The sequence below is a fragment of the Mycobacterium barrassiae genome (assembly GCF_025822765.1).
GTDB classification, from domain to species: Bacteria; Actinomycetota; Actinomycetes; order Mycobacteriales; family Mycobacteriaceae; genus Mycobacterium; species Mycobacterium barrassiae.
Window position 1 is genome coordinate 1 of sequence record NZ_JACKUK010000025.1, and the last position, 17,807, is coordinate 17,807.

Here is a 17,807-nt window from a genome sequence, read left to right on the forward strand (position 1 = left end):
CTAGCTGTAGCTCTTTGACAGGTTGTGAACGGCGTGGTGAGCGCGAATAGGTGAGGACCTCCGGTATCGGTGTGGTTACCACACGCACATCGATTACCGAGAGGTCCTCATGGTCCACGCTAATGCTTGTTTGACTCCGAAGGGCCGGTTGCGGCTGGCTCGCTGTGTCGTCGATGACGGATGGACTTATGCCCGGGCCGCCGAACGCTTCCAGTGCTCGAGCGCCACGGCCAAAAAGTGGGCCGACCGTTACCGCGCCGGCGGCCAGGACGCGATGAACGACCAGTCCAGTCGGCCGCATCGCAGCCCGCGACAGCTGGCCCAGCGTCGGGAACGCCGGATCATCAAGGTGCGCTTCACGCGCCGTTGGGGCCCGCACCGTATCGCCGCTCACCTACGACTGCCACGCTCGACTGTCGAGGCGGTGCTGCGCCGCTACCGGATGCCGCTGCTGCGTGATCTGGACCAGGCCAGCGGTCTGCCGGTGCGCCAGCCCAAGACGCGCCGCTACGAGCACCCGGCGCCCGGAGATTTGGTCCATCTCGACATCAAGAAGCTCGGTCGTATCCCCGACGGGGGCGGGCATCGCATGCTGGGTCGTACGGTCGGCAATCGCCACAACAAAAAGCGCGGCCGCGGGTACGCCTATCTGCACCACGCCGTCGACGATCACTCCCGGCTGGCCTACTCCGAGATCCTCGCCGATGAACGCAAGGAGACCGCATCAGCGTTCTGGGAGCGCGCCAAGGCCTTTTTCGGTGAGCATGACATCGTGGTCAAACGGGTCCTCACGGATAACGGATCGTGTTACCGGTCAAAGCTTTTCGCTCAGACCTTAGGTGCCGACATCGCCCATAAGAAGACCCGCCCCTACCGGCCGCAAACCAACGGGAAGGTAGAGCGATTCAACCGCACCCTCAACCAGGAATGGGCCTACGCCGACACCTACTTATCCGATGAAGCCCGCGCAGCGACCTACCAGAGCTGGCTGCATTACTACAATCACCACAGACCCCACACCGGCATCAAGAGCAAGACACCGATCGACCGCCTACGCGTTCACAACCTGCCCGTGAAGAACANGAAGCCCGCGCAGCGACCTACCAGAGCTGGCTGCATTACTACAATCACCACAGACCCCACACCGGCATCAAGAGCAAGACACCGATCGACCGCCTACGCGTTCACAACCTGCCCGTGAAGAACAACTAGCCGACGTACCTCGACAGGCGTGCGGACAGGTGCGGCACCAGGCCACCGTCGGCGTCGACGCGTTCCTCGACGTAGGCCAGATCACCGCCCTCGACGATGCCGTAGAGGCGTTTGGCGCCACCGACGAGCGTGCCGGACTTGGTGCGCGCCAGCGCGTCGGTGACCAATTCCCACGACGACTGGCTCAAGGGGCGGCCGTAGAACAACTCGATGTAGCCGGCCGAATGAGCCAGTAGAAGCTCGATGGCCTGCGATTCGGACGGGTCGGCGGGGTCGTTGACGAACCGCCAGAACCCCGACTCGCGCAGGGACGCGCCCGCGTATTCACCGGTGTCGGTGAGCCGCCAGGAGCGGGCCTCCCAGATCAGATAGTCGCCACCGTCATGAGAGACGACGATCTGTTGGCCGAAGCGATAGTCGCCGTGCGACCCGCGGCCCTCGCCCTCGCCGCGCCACACCCCGACGAGCGGCAGCAGCGCAAGCAGCGCGTCATGGAGATTCGCGCCTTCGCGAAGGTTCGCGGTATCGACCGGCCCTGGGAGATCGCCGAACGCCGGGATGTTGCGGGCGGCGGTCGTTTTCGCGCGTTCGGCCGCAGCCGCGACCGCATCGTCGCCCGATGTCACGACTCGTCGGTGATGAGGCGGTAGAGCGTGTACAGCGCGAACCAGGTAATGACCACCACGGCGGCGATCAGCAGGATCTCGAAGAGCAGCACCACGACAGAAAGTCTAGCCGCACCACTGCCAACGACTCTCGGCAGCCGTCAGGCGACCTTGACGTCGACCTCGTGGATACCGGCGCCCGACGGTGCGACGCTGGCGTCGCCGTTGCCGGCCGGGGACAGCGCACGCAGCGTCCACGTGCCCGGCGCGGCGAAGAACCGGAAATCGCCGGTGGCCGATGCGACGACCTCCGCGGTGAATTCGTCAGAGCTGTCCAGCAGCCGGACGAACGCGCCGCCGACGGCCTGACCCGAGCCATCCACCACGCGGCCGGTGATGACCGTCTCGCGCTCGAGGTCGACGCTTGCGGGCAACGTCAGCCCTTGTTTCGGTGCAGAGCACATATCAACTTCCCAACTCGATCGGGGCCCCCACGAGAGAGCCGTATTCCGTCCAACTTCCGTCGTAGTTCTTGACGTTCTCGTGTCCCAGCAGCTCCTGGAGCACGAACCAGGTGTGCGACGAACGCTCGCCGATCCGGCAGTAGGCGATGGTCTCCTTCTTGCCGTCGAGACCCGCCTCGGCGTACAGCTTGGCGAGCTCTTCGTCGGACTTGAAGGTGCCGTCCTCGTTGGCCGCCTTGCTCCACGGCACATTGATGGCGCCGGGGATGTGGCCCGGCCGCTGGCTCTGCTCCTGGGGCAGATGAGCGGGGGCGAGGATCTTGCCCGAGAACTCGTCAGGGGAGCGCACGTCGACGAGGTTCTTGGCGCCAATGGCGGCGATGACCTCGTCGCGGAAGGCGCGGATATTGTTGTTCGGCGCCTTGGCCGTGTAGCTGGTAGCGGGTCGATTCGGCACATCCTTGACCAACGGGCGGCCGTCGAGCTCCCACTTCTTGCGACCGCCGTCGAGGAGCTTGACGTTCTCGTGGCCGTACAGCTTGAAGTACCAGTACGCGTAGGCGGCGAACCAGTTGTTGTTGCCGCCGTACAGAATCACGGTGTCGTCATTGCTGATGCCCTTCTCGGACAACAGCTTCGAGAACTGCTGCTGGTCGACGAAGTCGCGCTTGACCTGGTCCTGCAGCTCGGTCTTCCAATCGAGGCGCACAGCGCCTGCGATGTGGCCGCCCTCATAGGCGGCGGTGTCCTCGTCGACCTCGACGAAGACGGTGTTCGGCGCGTCGAGATTGCTCTCGGCCCAGTCAGTGCTGACCAGGACGTCGGAGCGTGCCATGTAGGAAATCCTTTCGGTTGCTTGCTATTTGAAGTGTTAGGCGGTGGAAGGCACCCGGCGGAACCGGGCGACGAGCGGATATATCTGGCAGCCGAGGCAGATACCGAAGGCCGCGTTGAGAAAGGCCGCCACGAGGGCGAAGCCGGTGGCGGTGAGGCCGACCAGCGGGGCGCCCGACGCGAAGCCGATGACGCCGACGACGGCGAACACGAAGCCGACGAGTTGGGCGAACTTCAGCGGAGGCACCGGCTCCTTCTCGGTGGCGGGTCCGAGGCGGGGCGCCACGAAGGTCTTGAAGATCAGGCCGTACGGATGCTGCCGCGGTCCGCGCCAGGCGCCTATCGCGAACACCACCGCTTGCACGCCGAGGATCACTGCCGCGCCGACGGGGCTGACGGCGGAGATCAGCAGCACCGCGATGATCACGGCGGTGGTCACCCAGGCCGCGAAGCGTGGACCGCGGACGTCAACCTGGTCCGGTGGGGTGCTGGTCGTCTTGGTGCTCGTGGTGGTCGGCATAAATGTGCTCCTGTTGCGGGGATGGACTGGCTGGGGGGGAGGGCGGACCACATGGGGCCACTCCCGAGCGCGGCGCGAAGAAAGGCGCAGCTACTCAGCAGCTACAACAACAACAGCAACAACCCGCGACGCGGCACAGATCGACTGCGCGGCGCTTGGTGAGCATCGGCTCGAGGCGGGCGAACACGGGGGACAGCTTACCCAATGACATGGTGATCAAGCCAACAGCGGTTCCAGCGCCGACCGCAGGTCAGCGACTGTCGGGACACCGTGGGTCCGGAACCGGGGGCGACCTTGGGCATCGAAGATGATCGTGGTGGGCAGCGACAGCACCGAAAGCCGCCGGGCCGCTTCCGGATTGGCGTCCATGTCGATCTCGACGTGCGCGACCCCGGGCAATTCGGCGCATACCTGATCGACAACCCTGCGCACCGCCGCGCACGGTCCGCACCACTCCGCGGTGAAGTGCAGCACCGTCGGCCCTGTCTGCGACAGGCCAAGGTCACTCGTGTCGACCTCAGCGGCCTTTTCGCTCGCCTTGAGCAGGCCGGCGCGCAGCGTGACCAGCCTGCCGATCACGTAGGCCAATCCGAGCGCCGCGACGAGCACGGTGATCGCCAACACCCATGAAGTACTCACGACAGGTTGAACTCGTCCAGGGCCACCGTTACTCCCTCGGCGATGCCTTCGATGATCACGTCCGAGCCGCGGGCCCCCTGGGCGGTGGGCGCGAGCCCGAAGGGCAGCTTCTGACCGGGCAGGCTGGTCGAGAAGGCGGCCAGCACGGCGGCCTTCTTGTCGTCGGGAACCGGCTGGTCAGCGGTACCCGGGCCGGTGAGCACGTCGGTGGCTGTGAGAACCAGGGTGGTCTGGTCCGGTCCGACGATCGACAGGTCCACGGCGATGCTCACCTTCTCGTCATACCCGGCTTTCGCGGGCGTTCCCGTGAACACGACCCCGCGATTGCTCGAGATCCCCGATTCGGTGGTGCCGCCGGTGGCGTCGTTGCTCTCGCGGGTCGGCGCCTCGACCAGTAGGTCGGGGACGCCCATGAACCGTCCCATGTGCGTGGAGTCGATGATGATGCGGCTCTCCGCCTTGCCGACGGCCAGCTTGGCCTCCGGACCGACCAGCCACGACGAGTCGCCGAGATCGATCGAATGCAGGGTGGCCTCCAGCGAGGCCTTGCCGACCACGGGATGGTCCACGCCGGCGGCCCGGATCTCGATTTCGTCGTAATGCCGGTCGACGGCCTGGGGGATGAAGGGGAAACCGAGGATCGCCACTGACGGGTCCCAGGCCAGGTGGGCGGCCGTCCGCACGCTTCTGGCCAGGCGGTATTCGGCATAGATCGCGGCACCGAAGTCGGTTCCGACAGCGCCGACGACCACGGCAGTCGCGGTGGCCAGCACACCGATCAGCAGCTTTCGCACCGCCACATTCTTGCCCACCGGCGACCGTTCGACCCCGTTGGTCCAGCTGACCTGGAAGTGTCGCGCTATCGTTAGATCACCATCGGCCGGGTAACGGCCATATGACAGGCATGAATCTGGGAAGTCACCGACCGACATTGATGTCCAGGCGAGGTCCCCATGGCTGCTGGAGGGCCAGTTGGATCTACTGCTACTGACCGTCGATTCCCACCCTGAATCCGTCTTGCCATCGTTGTCGCTGCTCGCCCACCACGTGCGGACGGCACCGACCGAGGTTTCGTCACTCTTGGAAGCCGGCAATGCGGATGTGGCGATCGTCGATGCGCGCTCGGATCTGGCCGCCGCCCGCGGCCTGTGCCGTCTGCTCGGCACGACCGGTACGTCGGTGCCCGTGGTGGCCGTCGTCAATGAAGGCGGCCTGGTGGCCGTCAACGTCGAATGGGGGCTCGACGAGATTCTGCTCCCGAGCACCGGGCCGGCCGAGATCGATGCGCGCCTGCGGCTGCTTGTCGGTCGCCGCGGAGGCGTGGCCAACCAGGAGAACGTCGGCAAGATCAGCCTGGGCGAACTGGTGATCGACGAGGGCACGTACACCGCGCGCCTTCGGGGCCGGCCGCTGGATCTCACCTACAAGGAATTCGAGCTGCTGAAGTACCTCGCGCAGCACGCGGGCCGGGTGTTCACCCGCGCACAGCTGCTGCAGGAGGTGTGGGGCTACGACTTCTTCGGCGGCACCCGGACCGTCGACGTGCACGTGCGGCGCCTGAGGGCCAAACTCGGCACGGAGTACGAGTCGCTGATCGGCACGGTGCGCAACGTCGGTTACAAGGCGGTTCGGCCCGCGCGTGGGCGCGCACCGGCGCCGGATTCCGACGTGTCCGAGGACCCAGGACTTGGCGACACCGACGGCTACGACCCGGTGCCCGAACCGCTTGCCGATCCGCTGCGCAGTCAGTGACGCAGCTGGACATCGCCTGGCGATCCGGTCTGTCCGACGACGATCAGGGCCGCATCCGCGAGCTCGTCGCCGCGGCCAAGGCGCACGACGGTGTTGCCCCCGTCGGCGACCAGGTGCTGCGGGAGCTGACCCGCGACCGTACCCGTCACCTCCTCGCCCGTGACGGCGACGAGGCCGCCGATGTCCTCGGCTATCTAAACCTCGCGCCCGCCGATGAGCAGGCCCCGGCGATGGCCGAGCTCGTCGTGCATCCTTCGGCGCGACGCCGGGGTATCGGTTCGGCGATGGCGCGCCAGGGTCTGGCCGAAGGCGGCGATGGCGCCCGCATCTGGGCGCACGGCAATCTCGAGGCCGCCCGCGCCACCGCCGCGGCGCTGGACCTGGTCATCGTGCGGGAGCTGCTGCAGATGCGACGCCCGCTCGACGATCTGCCCGGGGTCACCGTGCCCTACGGCGTACGCATCACCACGTACTCCGGGCCGGCCGACGACGCCGAACTGCTGCGCGTCAACAATGCCGCCTTCGCCTGGCATCCCGAGCAGGGCGGCTGGACCGACGCCGATATCACGGAGCGCCGCGGCGAATCGTGGTTCGACCCAGAAGGCATCTTCCTGGCCTACGACGACGAGACCGGGCAGCTCTTGGGCTTCCACTGGACCAAGATCCACAACGGGGATCTCGGCGAGGTGTACATCGTCGGCGTCGATCCGGCCGCGCAGGGCCGGCGCCTCGGCGCCACCCTCACCCTTGTCGGACTGCACCACCTCGCCCAGGCGCTGGAGGCAAGTTCGCAGCGCGCGGTGATGCTTTACGTCGAGGCAGATAACTCAGCGGCGGTGAAGACGTATCAGAGGCTGGGCTTCGATGTCGCGTCGGTGGACGCGGCGTATGCCCGCCACGCTGTGAACTAGCTGGACGAGTTCACCGGCCGTTCACTTCACATCTCCGCGCTGTCCACCACGGCCGCATACGTTGCCGGAGAGTTCAGGCCTTTTTAGAAGCCGTCAACGGAAAGTGGGATAAGTGAAGCTCAACAGCATTGGCAAGAACGTCGGAATGGCGCTGTCCGTGACGGCCATCGCCGCGCTGACGCTGTCGGCGTGCGGCAGCGACAACAACACCGGAACCTCCGGAAACACCACCGGTGCAACCGGATCCGCGTCGGCCGAGTGCGGCGGCAAGAACTCCATCACCGCGGAGGGCTCGACGGCCCAGCAGAACGCGATCGCGGAATTCAACAAGGTCTGGGGCCAGACCTGCGCGGGCAAGAACCTCTCTTACAACCCGACCGGATCCGGCGCGGGTCGCGAGCAGTTCATCGCCGGTAACGTCGACTTCGCCGGATCGGACTCGGCGCTGAAGGAGGAGCAGATCGCTGCGGCCGCCGAGCGTTGTGGCGGCAACCCGGCCTGGAATCTGCCACTGGTGTTCGGTCCGATCGCGATGGCCTACAACATCCCGGGCGTCGACAAGCTCGTGCTCAACGGGGACACACTCGCCAAGATCTTCCAGGGTCAGATCACCAAGTGGAACGACCCGGCCATTGCCGCGCTGAACGAGGGCGTCACGTTGCCCGACACCACCATCACCCCTATCTTCCGGTCGGACTCCTCGGGCACCACCGACAATTTTCAGAAGTACCTCGAGGCCGCCTCCGGGGGTGCGTGGACCAAGGGCGACGGCAGCGAGTTCCAGGGCGGAGCGGGTGAGGGCGCGCAGAAGTCCGCCGGGGTCGCGCAGGCTGTGCAGGCGACGCCGGGTGCCATCGGTTATGTCGAGAAGGGATTCGCGGACCAGGCCGGCATCCCCTATGCGCAGATCGACAACGGCAGCGGTGCAGTCGTATTGACCGACGAATCGGCCGGTAAGGCCATCGACGCGGCCAAATTCGCTGCCGAGGGCAATGACCTGACGCTCGACCTGGCCTCGCTGTACGGCACACAGGAGCCCGGTGCCTATCCGCTGGTGCTGGCCACCTACGAGATCGTGTGCTCGAAGGGCTATGACGCGGACACCTCAGCGGCGGTGAAGTCGTTCTTGACGGTGGCGGCCAACGCCGGCCAGGCCAACCTGTCTCCTGCCGGCTATGTACCGCTGCCTGCCGCTTTCAAAGAGCGTCTGGTGACGTCCATCGACGCCATCAGCTGACCTGCTCCGTTTGTGGCGCGAGCGCACCAAACCGGCGAAGATGGGTGCCTGACAAATGACCGATAGGGTCGAAGTGACAACACCGAATCCGTTGGACGCAGGATCAGGCGAGGCATTGGCGATGCCTTTCGGGGAGCCCGAGCCCATCTCCACCAATCCCTCGAGGAACGCCAAGGAGCGACTGGGAGACCGGATCTTCCGAACACTCGCGGAGGGTTCGGGCGTCTTGATCGTCGTCATCATCGCGGCGATCGGGATCTTCCTGATCTGGCGCGCCATCCCGGCGCTCGCTCGCAACGAAGCGAATTTCTTTCTCTACGGCGGCAACTGGGTCACCACGAACACCTCCGCGATGCGGTTCGGCATTCTCGATCTGCTCCAGGTGACGGTGTTCGTGTCGGTATTCGCGCTGGTCCTCGCCATGCCGGTGGCGTTGGGCATCGCGATCTATCTGACGCAGTACGCACCGCGTAGGGTCGCCGGTCCGCTGGCCTACATGGTCGATCTGCTAGCGGCGGTGCCCTCGATCATCTACGGCGTGTGGGGACTGTATGTCCTTGCGCCCGTGATCAAACCGTTCGCGGTGTGGTTGAACGAGAACATGTCCTGGCTCTTTCTGTTCCAGACCGGCAACGCCTCGGTCGCAGGCGGTGGAACCATCTTCACGGCGGGCATCGTGTTGGCGGTGATGATCCTGCCGATCATCACCGCGGTCGCCCGCGAGGTGTTCATCCAGACACCGCGCGGGCACATCGAGGCGGCACTGGCGTTGGGCGCCACACGTTGGGAGGTGGTGCGCACGACGGTGTTGCCGTTCGGGCTCTCGGGCTACATCAGCGGCGCGATGCTCGGCCTCGGCCGCGCTCTCGGCGAAACCATTGCGCTGCTGATCATCCTGCGCGGCACGCAGCAAGCGTTCGGATGGTCGCTGTTCGACGCGGGCTACACGTTCGCAAGCAAAATCGCCTCGGCGGCATCGGAATTCAATGACCAGTACAAGGCTGGCGCCTACATCGCGGCCGGTCTCGTGCTGTTCATCCTCACGTTCGTCGTGAACTCCCTGGCCCGCGCCGCGGTGTCCGGAAAGGACCGGTCCGCATCATGACCTCGACATTGGACAAGCCGGTCAAGGTGGCGACCTTTCAGGGCGTCAGCCTACGGCGCAAGATCACCAACAACATCGCCACTGTGCTGGTCACGGCGTCGGTGGTCATCGCGGTCATCCCGTTGGTGTGGGTGCTGGTGACGGTGGTGGTCAAGGGCGTCGGCGTGGTGACGTCGAGCACCTGGTGGTTCAACTCACAGGCGGGTATGACGGCGTTCCAGGCCGGCGGCGGCGCCTACCACGCCATCGTCGGCACACTGCTGCAGGGTCTGGTGTGCGCCGTCATCTCCATCCCGATCGGGGTGTTCGTCGGCATCTATTTGGTGGAGTACGGCGGCGGCACAAGGCTGGGCAAGCTGACCACCTTCATGGTCGACATCCTCACCGGCGTGCCGTCGATTGTCGCCGCGCTGTTCATCTACGCGCTCTGGGTTGCCACGCTGGGCTTCCAGCGGTCGGGTTTCGCGGTGTCGCTTTCCCTGGTGCTGCTGATGATCCCCGTCATCGTCCGATCCACCGAGGAGATGCTGCGCATCGTCCCGATGGATCTGCGTGAAGCCAGTTATGCGCTCGGCGTGCCGAAGTGGAAAACGATCTCCGCCATCGTGGTTCCGACGGCGCTGTCGGGCATTGTCACCGGAATCCTGTTGGCGCTGGCCCGCGTAATGGGCGAGACGGCGCCGCTGCTGATCCTCGTCGGCTACGCCCAGGCCATCAACTTCGACATGTTCAGCGGCTTCATGGGATCGCTTCCCGGCATGATGTACGACCAGACGTCGGCGGGTGCCGGCGCCAACCCTGTGCCCACCGACCGACTGTGGGGTGCGGCGTTCACGCTGATCGTGTTGATCGCGTTGCTGAACGTCGGAGCCCGGTTCGTCGCCAAATTCTTTGCCCCCAAGAAGGTTTAGGAGCCACCTGACATGGCCAAACGGCTGGATCTCAAGGACGTCAACATCTATTACGGCACGTTCAAGGCGGTCGCCGAGGTCGCGCTGTCGGTTCAGCCGCGCAGCGTGACCGCGTTCATCGGCCCGTCCGGCTGCGGGAAGTCGACTGTGCTCCGCACCCTGAATCGCATGCACGAGGTCATCCCCGGCGCCCGGGTGGAGGGTTCGGTGCTGCTCGACGGCGAAGACATCTACGGCCCCGGCGTCGACCCGGTGGGTGTCCGCAAGACCATCGGTATGGTGTTCCAGCGCCCGAATCCCTTCCCCACCATGTCGATTCGCGACAATGTGGTGGCCGGCCTGAAGCTTCAGGGCGTGCGAAACAAGAAGGTGCTCGACGAGGTCGCCGAGCGCTCACTCAAGGGCGCCAACCTCTGGAACGAGGTCAAGGATCGGCTGGACAAGCCGGGTGGTGGGCTGTCGGGCGGTCAACAGCAGCGGCTCTGCATCGCCCGCGCGATCGCGGTCCAGCCCGACGTGCTCCTGATGGACGAGCCGTGCTCGGCGTTGGACCCCATCTCCACGCTCGCCATCGAGGATCTCATCGCGGAGCTCAAGCAGGACTTCACGATCGTGATCGTCACGCACAACATGCAGCAGGCCGCTCGCGTCAGCGACCAGACGGCGTTCTTCAACCTCGAGGCGACCGGTAAGCCCGGCCGACTCGTCGAGATCGACGATACGGAGAAGATCTTCTCCAATCCGAACCAGAAGGCGACTGAGGACTACATCTCCGGTCGGTTCGGCTGACCCGGCGAGCAGACGCGAAACCTCCCGAAATTGCGGGTTCTAGGAGGTGTTCGCGTCTGCTCGTGGGGTGGGCGTCAGCGCGATGACAGCTTGTCCTCTTCAGGGAGGCTGCCGGTGGCCTGGAAGATGACCCGTCGCGCGATCTCGACAGCGTGGTCGGCGAAGCGCTCGTAGAACCGGCTCAGCAGCGTCACGTCGACGGCGGCGGTGACGCCGTGCTTCCACTCGCGGTCCATCAGCACGCTGAACAGGTGGCGATGCAGGTCGTCCATCGCATCGTCCTCTTCGTTGATCCGTGCCGCCTTGTCGGGATCGCGGGTGACCAGCACCTCCTGCGCGCTGTTGCCCAATTCGACTGCGACTCGCCCCATTTCGGCGAAATAGCCGTTGACCTCTTCAGGCAGTGCGTGCTGCGGATGACGGCGTCGGGCGATCTTGGCGACGTGCAGGGCCAGGGCGCCCATCCGGTCGACGTCGGCCACGATCTGAATCGCCGTGACGATCGAGCGAAGGTCTCCCGCCACCGGCGCCTGCAGGGCGAGCAACACGAACGCGGCCTCCTCGGCGCGCGCGCTCATCGCAACGATCTGCTCGTGGTCGCTGATCACCTGCTCGGCCAGGACCAGGTCGGCCTGCAGCAGGGCCTGGGTGGCACGTTCCATCGCCACGCCCGCCAGCCCGCACATGTCGCCGAGCTGCGCACTTAGCTGATCCAGCTGCTCGTGGTACGCCGTCCGCATGAGACCACCCTACGATCTGAACAGCGGCAAGGTCACGACGTCAGCGTGAACGCCGAGTGAATGGCGTATGCCCAGAAGGCGACATCGCCACGTGGCGGGGACTATTCGCAGGTGGTGTCCGCGGCGTTGGTGACCGTCAGATCCTCGGGCAGCTTGGTCGGGGTGCTGTTCGAGCCGTGTGCCACGTGGACCTGCACGGGAGATCCGGTCGACGGCGGCGAGGTCACCGAGTAGAAGTCGGTTCCAAGGACCACCTGTACGACATCGCCGAGGTTGGTGGCCCGCTCGATGTTGGCATTGGGGAACGCCGATGCGACGGTCGCGGCCGCCTGTTCGTTTCCTGGCGAGAAGAACACGGTGGTCGTATCCAGCGGGCCGGGGTAGTCGTCAGGCGTGATGACGTTGAAACCGTGGGTTTGGAGTTCGTCGGCGGCGGTGGCGCCCAGTCCGTCCTCGCCTGTCGAATTCGACACCTGCACGGTGATGTCGTGCGGATTGGTTGTGATGGTGTCGACGAGTTCGGTTGCGGGAGCGGCGTCCTGGCTGGGCGCCTGGCTCTCGGGGGTGCCGGGCACCGGAGTGTTGTCGGCGTTCTTCTCCTCGGGCAACGGATCATCGTTGATGATCGCGTCGAAGATGGCCCCGGTGTCATCCTCACGGAGATGTTCATTGCCGTACTCGTCCATGTACCCCGTGGTCGGCACCGTCAGGAAGGTGATGCGGCCCGCCGCGATGCCCTGCACCGACTGGCCCAGGGTGACGAGGTCCTTGGTGTCCATGTTGTCGACGTAGCTGTCGTTGATGAACATGTTGACGACGTTGTTGAGCTTGTTCAGCGAGAAGAACACTTCCTTGGAGATCATCGAGCGCAACAGCGAGGACAGGAAGAGCTGCTGGCGCTTGATGCGGCCGTAGTCGCCGTTGGTCTCCGTCGTCACCTGCCGGGCGCGCACGTACTGCAGCGCGGTGTGACCGTCGACGATTTGGCGGCCCGCCTGGGGTAGCACGGTGCCCAGCTCGTAATCCTCCAGCGGCGTGGTGCTGCACACCTCGACACCGCCGAGCGCATCGACCATCTTCGAGAATCCGGCGAAGTCGACTGCCATGAAACGGTTTACATAGAGACCCGACATCTTCTGGATGACCTTCACCAGGCACTTCGGTCCGCCGACGGCGTAGGCCGAGTTCAGCTTGTACTCGGTATATACCTCGTCGGCGCCGTACATCGGCGACTCCGGATCGGTGATCGGGCCGTACTTGCCGGTCTCGGGATCCCACGGTTCGCACTTCATCGGCTCGATGGCGAGATCACGCGGAAAGGACACCGCCACAACGCGTTCACGGTTGGCGGGAATGTTCACCAGCATCACGGTGTCGGACCTGGCACCGGCCGCCTCTTCGGTTGTGCCCGCGCCCATTTCGACGTTGTCACCCATGCGGCTGTCCACGCCGACGATCAAGAAGTTCTCGTCGCCGAACTGTGCGTTCGGGTCGACGATGTCGCGGGAGTCCGGATCGAGTGCGGAGACCCGGTTGAGCATGTTGTTCTTCGCCGACTGCCATTGCCACGCCCCGCCGGTCAGGGCGAGCGCCAGCACCGCGAGCAAGGCGGTGGCCACTCGGCCGACAATCACTGTGCGGCGGCGGCCTCGGTGCGACGGACGTGGATCGGGCCGGCGTCGGCCCCTGCCGACGTGTGACGGCGGTACCCGGCTCTGCCGATGGAGCAGCGCCAGATCCGGCAGGTCGGCGGCGCCCGCCGCGATCGCGGGGATGATCTCGGTGTCCGGGTCGTCGGCGTCCGCCACTTCGGCAGGCCACTCGAGCTCCGGGGGCGCCGATACAGCGTCGATGACCTCAGTGGGCGGCGGCGTGCTGTCGTCGGCGGCCCGGTGCCGCTTCAGACCCGCCGGGACCGCGGCATCGCCTTGCAGCTTGGCGATCAGGTCGGCGACCGTGATTCCGTCAGTGTGGTTGCCGGTCGGGCCTGCGGCCTCCTCGTGCTCAGCGTCGGGATCAGGTCCGGTCACGCCTGCGCGCTCCCACGGCGCGGCGCCTGGCGTCGGCCAGCTGCCTGGGGTATCCCATTGATGGGCGTCATGCGGGCCGTCCGGTGCCGAAGAGCCGCCCTGGCCATGGCGGCCAGGAGTGGCGTTATCGGCGTCACTCATGCTTCTCCCGGTCTCCGACTCTTCGACCGCCGAGTGCGGCGGTGGGCACCGGCGTCACGCGGTGCATCCTGACAGGTCACAGCACACTGCCGGGTTCCGACGCTGGAACCCATTACGAACGAGACTCATATCGTACTGAGACATTCTGAGAGATGTGATGTCAGAGTCGTCTCAGGTTAGAGACGACCCCGACACGTCCCCGAGACGAACTAGCCGCCCGAGTTCATGATCTCGGCGCCTGCCGGGACCGTGCAGTCGTCGGGATCCGTTAGCCAGCCCTCGGGCAGGGACACCGCCGCCGGTGATCCCTGACGTCCGCGGGGTCCGGTCGCCGCGGCGGGAAACGGGACGTCCGGGTCGAGGCCATCGAGAAGGGACTGCAGCTCTGCGAGGGTCTTGACCAGCGCTAATGCCCGGCGCAGGTCTGCGCCGGCAGGAAAGCCGTGCAGGTACCAGGCGACGTGCTTGCGGATGTCGCGCATGCCTTTGTCCTCGCCGAAGTGGGCGGCGAGGAGTTCGCCATGGCGCAGGATGATCGCGGCGACCTCGCCCAGTGTCGGCGGGGTGGCCACGGGGGTGCCGGTGAAGGCGGCCGACAATTCGGCGAACAGCCACGGCCGGCCCAGGCAGCCGCGCCCGACGACCACGCCGTCGCAACCGGTGGCCTCCATCATGGCCAGCGCATCACCGGCCTCGAAAATGTCGCCGTTACCCAGCACGGGAACCGTCGTGACGTGCTGTTTCAGGGCTGTGATCTGTTCCCAGTCCGCTTGGCCGGAGTACCGCTGCGCCGCGGTGCGGGCATGCAGAGCAACTGCGGCAGCACCCTCCTCGGCGGCTATTCGGCCCGCGTCGAGGTGAGTGTGATGAGCATCATCGATTCCGATCCGGAACTTCACGGTCACCGGGATGTCCGTGCCTTCGGTTGCCCGAACCGCGGCCGCGACGATCTGCCCAAACAGCTTGCGCTTGAACGGCAGCGCCGCACCGCCGCCGCGACGGGTGACCTTGGGGACCGGGCAGCCGAAGTTCATGTCGATGTGATCGGCCAGGCCCTCGTCGGCGATCATCCGCGCCGCGGCGTAGGTGTTGTGAGGGTCGACGGAGTAGAGCTGCAGCGACCGAGGAGTCTCGTCATCGGCGAACGTGACCATGTGCATGGTCGCCGGATGGCGTTCGACAAGCGCGCGCGCCGTCACCATCTCGCATACGTAGAGCCCGCTGACCGTCCCGGCCCTGGCCAGCTCCAGTTCCCGGCACAGGGTGCGGAAGGCGACGTTCGTGACACCCGCCATCGGCGCGAGCACGACCGGACTCCGTAATGCGATGGGGCCGATCTGCAGCGCCGCCGGGCGAGCGTCGGTTAGGACGCTGATGACCCCACCAGAAGATTCTTGGCGGCCTTCTTCTCCGCGACCTTCGCGATGCGCTCGAGCCTGCGCTGCTTGGCGACCTCGAACTTCACGCAGGTCTCCTCGAGCTCCTCGACGTGCGCGGCCAACTCGTCGCGCAGGCGCGCGGTCTCGCCCGTGAAGTCCTCGCGTTCGAAGATGCGCCACTTCTTGAGGACCGGCATCACGACGTCATCGAGGTGGATGCGCGGGTCGTAGACACCGCCGGAAGCGATGGTGACCGCCTTACGCCGGAAGTCGGGGATCGTGTAGCCCGGCATCCGGAAGTTGGTCAGCACCTTGTGGAGTGAACGCATCGCCTGGTCGGGCGCGATCTCGAAGCCAGCGGCCGACACGTCGCGATAGAAGATCATGTGCAGGTTCTCGTCGGCCGAGATGCGTTGCAGCAGCTGGTCGGCGATGGTCTCCTCGCACGCCCTGCCCGTGTTGCGGTGCGAGACGCGGGTGGCCAACTCCTGGAACGTCACATAGATGACGGAGTCGAACAGCGAGTCGGCGAACAGGTCGGCCTCGATCTGCTGATTCTGGCCGGGGGAGAAGCCGCGGGTGACCTGCTCCATGCGCAGCTGCTCGAGTTCGACGGGGTCGACCGCGCGGGTGACGACGAGGTAGTCACGCAGGGCGATGCCATGGCGGTTCTCCTCGGCGGTCCACCGGTTGACCCAGAAGCCCCACGGGCCGTCCATGCTGAAGTTCATCGCGATTTCGCGGTGGTAGGACGGCAGATTGTCCTCGGTCAACAGGTTGGTCAACATCGCAACCTGGGCAACCTCGGAGAGCTTGGACTCCTCGGGATCCCAGTCCTTGCCGCCGAGCGCGTAGTAGTTCTTGCCGTCGGACCACGGAATGTAGTCGTGCGGGTTCCAGTCCTTGCGCATCGTCAGGTGCCGGTTGATGTTCTTCTCGACAACTGGCTCGAGCTCGCGGAGCAGCTGCAGGTCGGTCAGATCCTTCGACATAGCTCTCCCAAAAATTATCTGTACCTGTTGGTTGCACTCAATATATCTGTGTACCGCGGTGACATTCAAGTCGCCACGGCAATGATGCACATCTGCAACACAAGGCCCATTGGTTGTGGATACGAAGCCGACGGGCAAAATGTCTTGGCCCCGACCCAGGTGCAGACCATGAGCCCGAGTGCAGGTGTTCAGAGTAGCCGCCCGTGCAGCGGTTGAAACCGGATTGCGGCTGGTCGCGGGTAGCGTAACCGCGGCGCTAGATGTCGTGGATTTGCCGCTGGGACGGGTTGGTCGGGACCTCCGCGGCGGGCCCGGCGGACCGCGCGGCAAAGATCAAAGCCGACGGGGCCGCAGCGGTAGGAATGTGACCGGAAACGAGTAGTTCGCGAGCGGTGGCGGCGCAGGCCACGAGGTCATAAGCTACGGCCATCAACCGTTGGGGTACACGGACAGTGGAGGTCTGGCGCAGGTGAAGAAGCTCATCGTTCTAGGGGCGGGCCCCGTGGTTGCCTCTGCGGCGGCGGCCCTGGTGTTCGGAGCCGGCACTGCGGCAGCCGCCCCGGATGTCGTGGGCCAGACGTATGCGGACGCCCAGACTGCGATCGAGGATGGCGGCGGCACTGCGGTGGTCGCGTCCCGGTTCGGCGACAAGCTCGACGAGGGTGACTGCATCGTCACCAACGCATACGACGCGTCGTTCCTGCGTGACGGTGTCGACGACGGTGGTCAGGTGAACGTCGTGCTGAACTGCAGCGGCGCATATGCCACGGCCAAGAATCCGGGTGCGTCTGTAGCGAGTCCGCTCGGAGGCGCTGCCAAGTCCGAGGCCGACGAGGCCGAAAAGCAGGCGGCGAATGAGGAAGAGCAATCACTCGAAGAGGTTTCCACGCCCGACGAGTAGAGCTCAGTAGCTCGACACCCGGCTCATCAGCATTTCCACGCAGTAGTCGATGAACTGCGCGCGCGTGGCCGTGAGCCTGCCGTCCAGGTAGGCGGTGAACAACGCCGACAGGGCACCGATCAGACCCGTGGCCACCATGGCCGCCTGGGCGGGATCACCGATGCGAGTTAGCTTGCGCTGCAACAGATCTATGAAGCTCGGCATCCATTCGGCACCCGAGCGGGTCAGCACCGGTTCCTTCCCGGGCGCCAGCAGCAGCACCCGTCCGCGCGCTGGATCGTCGACCATCAGCTCCACGAACTGCTCCACGGCGTCGCGGGGAGTCTTCGCCGTCGTCAGCGCGGACATGGCGCGCGCGCAGACGTCGTCGTAGACCGCGCGGACGAACTCGTCGCGGTCGGTGAAACTCTCGTAGAAGTAGCGCTCGGTCAGTCCCGCCGAGCGGCACACCCCGCGCACCGTCAGCGCGGGGCCCTGCGCGCCGCCGAGGTGGGTGACGCCCGCGGCGATCAGTTCGTCGCGGCGTAAAGCCTGACGGTCGGGCAATGGAACACCGGACCATCGGCCCCGTCGTTGACCCGCGGGCACATCCCTCCTAGACTCAATTCTGACAACGACTGTAGTCAGAATTGCATTCTGACTGGA

20 protein-coding genes and 1 pseudogene are annotated in these 17,807 nt (G+C 65.6%); 9 read left to right on the forward strand and 12 right to left on the reverse strand.

Annotation, left to right across the window (positions count from 1 at the left end; genetic code table 11):
* Positions 1-109: 109 nt before the first annotated feature.
* A pseudogene (locus tag H7J93_RS14530) lies at positions 110-1,069 on the forward strand (IS481 family transposase); the annotation flags it as partial.
* 44 nt (positions 1,070-1,113) lie between these two features.
* Positions 1,114-1,212, forward strand: coding sequence for a hypothetical protein (locus H7J93_RS14535; protein WP_372507901.1), 99 nt, complete (start codon positions 1,114-1,116; stop codon positions 1,210-1,212).
* On the opposite strand, the gene H7J93_RS14540 is transcribed toward H7J93_RS14535, so the two are convergent.
* The 7 genes from H7J93_RS14540 to lmeA all read right to left on the reverse strand — a co-directional run bounded on the left by H7J93_RS14540 (position 1,209) and on the right by lmeA (position 5,086).
* Complete coding sequence (locus tag H7J93_RS14540) at positions 1,209-1,838, reverse strand: heme-binding beta-barrel domain-containing protein (protein ID WP_267307016.1); 630 nt, start codon at positions 1,836-1,838, stop codon at positions 1,209-1,211. The two genes, H7J93_RS14535 and H7J93_RS14540, sit on opposite strands and share 4 nt — an antisense overlap.
* Positions 1,839-1,978: 140 nt before the next feature.
* A complete protein-coding gene (locus tag H7J93_RS14545) occupies positions 1,979-2,281 on the reverse strand; it encodes a DUF1416 domain-containing protein (RefSeq protein ID WP_267307017.1) in 303 nt (100 codons plus the stop codon).
* Position 2,282: 1 nt separating this feature from the next.
* Entirely contained in the window at positions 2,283-3,116 is an 834-nt protein-coding gene (locus H7J93_RS14550) for a sulfurtransferase (protein ID WP_267307018.1), read from the reverse strand.
* A 36-nt stretch (positions 3,117-3,152) separates the two neighbouring features.
* A complete protein-coding gene (locus tag H7J93_RS14555) occupies positions 3,153-3,635 on the reverse strand; it encodes a DUF4395 domain-containing protein (protein ID WP_267307019.1) in 483 nt (160 codons plus the stop codon).
* 94 nt (positions 3,636-3,729) lie between these two features.
* Positions 3,730-3,846: an Ms5788A family Cys-rich leader peptide gene (locus H7J93_RS29435; protein WP_372507888.1), complete on the reverse strand. Its 117-nt coding sequence runs from the start codon at positions 3,844-3,846 to the stop codon at positions 3,730-3,732.
* Positions 3,847-3,851: 5 nt separating this feature from the next.
* The gene (locus H7J93_RS14560) at positions 3,852-4,274 is read right to left on the reverse strand and encodes a thioredoxin family protein (protein WP_267307020.1); all 423 of its coding nucleotides are present in this window, start codon (positions 4,272-4,274) and stop codon (positions 3,852-3,854) included.
* Positions 4,271-5,086 (reverse strand): mannan chain length control protein LmeA, encoded by an 816-nt coding sequence (gene lmeA, locus H7J93_RS14565; protein ID WP_267307021.1) that lies wholly within the window; start codon positions 5,084-5,086, stop codon positions 4,271-4,273. Before lmeA ends, H7J93_RS14560 begins: the two co-directional genes overlap by 4 nt.
* A gap of 160 nt (positions 5,087-5,246) precedes the next feature.
* Here lmeA and H7J93_RS14570 point away from each other — a divergent pair, with 160 nt between their 5' ends.
* From H7J93_RS14570 to pstB, 6 genes are all read left to right on the forward strand, one after another.
* The gene (locus H7J93_RS14570; protein ID WP_267307022.1) at positions 5,247-6,026 is read left to right on the forward strand and encodes a winged helix-turn-helix transcriptional regulator; all 780 of its coding nucleotides are present in this window, start codon (positions 5,247-5,249) and stop codon (positions 6,024-6,026) included.
* 5 nt (positions 6,027-6,031) lie between these two features.
* A complete protein-coding gene (gene mshD / locus H7J93_RS14575; RefSeq protein ID WP_276022006.1) occupies positions 6,032-6,937 on the forward strand; it encodes a mycothiol synthase in 906 nt (301 codons plus the stop codon).
* Positions 6,938-7,049: 112 nt separating this feature from the next.
* Positions 7,050-8,174, forward strand: a complete 1,125-nt coding sequence (gene pstS / locus H7J93_RS14580; protein ID WP_267307024.1) for a phosphate ABC transporter substrate-binding protein PstS — start codon at positions 7,050-7,052, stop codon at positions 8,172-8,174.
* Positions 8,175-8,229: 55 nt separating this feature from the next.
* Entirely contained in the window at positions 8,230-9,279 is a 1,050-nt protein-coding gene (gene pstC, locus H7J93_RS14585) for a phosphate ABC transporter permease subunit PstC (RefSeq protein WP_267307025.1), read from the forward strand.
* Entirely contained in the window at positions 9,276-10,190 is a 915-nt protein-coding gene (gene pstA, locus H7J93_RS14590) for a phosphate ABC transporter permease PstA (RefSeq protein WP_267307026.1), read from the forward strand. Before pstC ends, pstA begins: the two co-directional genes overlap by 4 nt.
* Before the next feature lie 12 nt (positions 10,191-10,202).
* Entirely contained in the window at positions 10,203-10,979 is a 777-nt protein-coding gene (gene pstB, locus H7J93_RS14595; RefSeq protein WP_267307027.1) for a phosphate ABC transporter ATP-binding protein PstB, read from the forward strand.
* A 74-nt stretch (positions 10,980-11,053) separates the two neighbouring features.
* On the opposite strand, the gene phoU is transcribed toward pstB, so the two are convergent.
* The 4 genes from phoU to H7J93_RS14615 all read right to left on the reverse strand — a co-directional run bounded on the left by phoU (position 11,054) and on the right by H7J93_RS14615 (position 16,261).
* The gene (gene phoU / locus H7J93_RS14600; RefSeq protein WP_267307028.1) at positions 11,054-11,719 is read right to left on the reverse strand and encodes a phosphate signaling complex protein PhoU; all 666 of its coding nucleotides are present in this window, start codon (positions 11,717-11,719) and stop codon (positions 11,054-11,056) included.
* 101 nt (positions 11,720-11,820) lie between these two features.
* The gene (locus H7J93_RS14605) at positions 11,821-13,890 is read right to left on the reverse strand and encodes an LCP family protein (protein WP_267307029.1); all 2,070 of its coding nucleotides are present in this window, start codon (positions 13,888-13,890) and stop codon (positions 11,821-11,823) included.
* 209 nt (positions 13,891-14,099) lie between these two features.
* A complete protein-coding gene (dusB, locus tag H7J93_RS14610) occupies positions 14,100-15,266 on the reverse strand; it encodes a tRNA dihydrouridine synthase DusB (protein WP_267307353.1) in 1,167 nt (388 codons plus the stop codon).
* Complete coding sequence (locus H7J93_RS14615) at positions 15,254-16,261, reverse strand: acyl-ACP desaturase (RefSeq protein WP_267307030.1); 1,008 nt, start codon at positions 16,259-16,261, stop codon at positions 15,254-15,256. The genes dusB and H7J93_RS14615 overlap by 13 nt, the downstream gene beginning before the upstream one ends.
* Before the next feature lie 469 nt (positions 16,262-16,730).
* Between H7J93_RS14615 and H7J93_RS14620 the strand changes: the two genes are divergently transcribed.
* Positions 16,731-17,162 (forward strand): hypothetical protein, encoded by a 432-nt coding sequence (locus H7J93_RS14620; RefSeq protein WP_267307031.1) that lies wholly within the window; start codon positions 16,731-16,733, stop codon positions 17,160-17,162.
* A 3-nt stretch (positions 17,163-17,165) separates the two neighbouring features.
* On the opposite strand, the gene H7J93_RS14625 is transcribed toward H7J93_RS14620, so the two are convergent.
* Entirely contained in the window at positions 17,166-17,750 is a 585-nt protein-coding gene (locus tag H7J93_RS14625; protein WP_267307032.1) for a TetR/AcrR family transcriptional regulator, read from the reverse strand.
* Positions 17,751-17,807 lie beyond the last annotated feature (57 nt).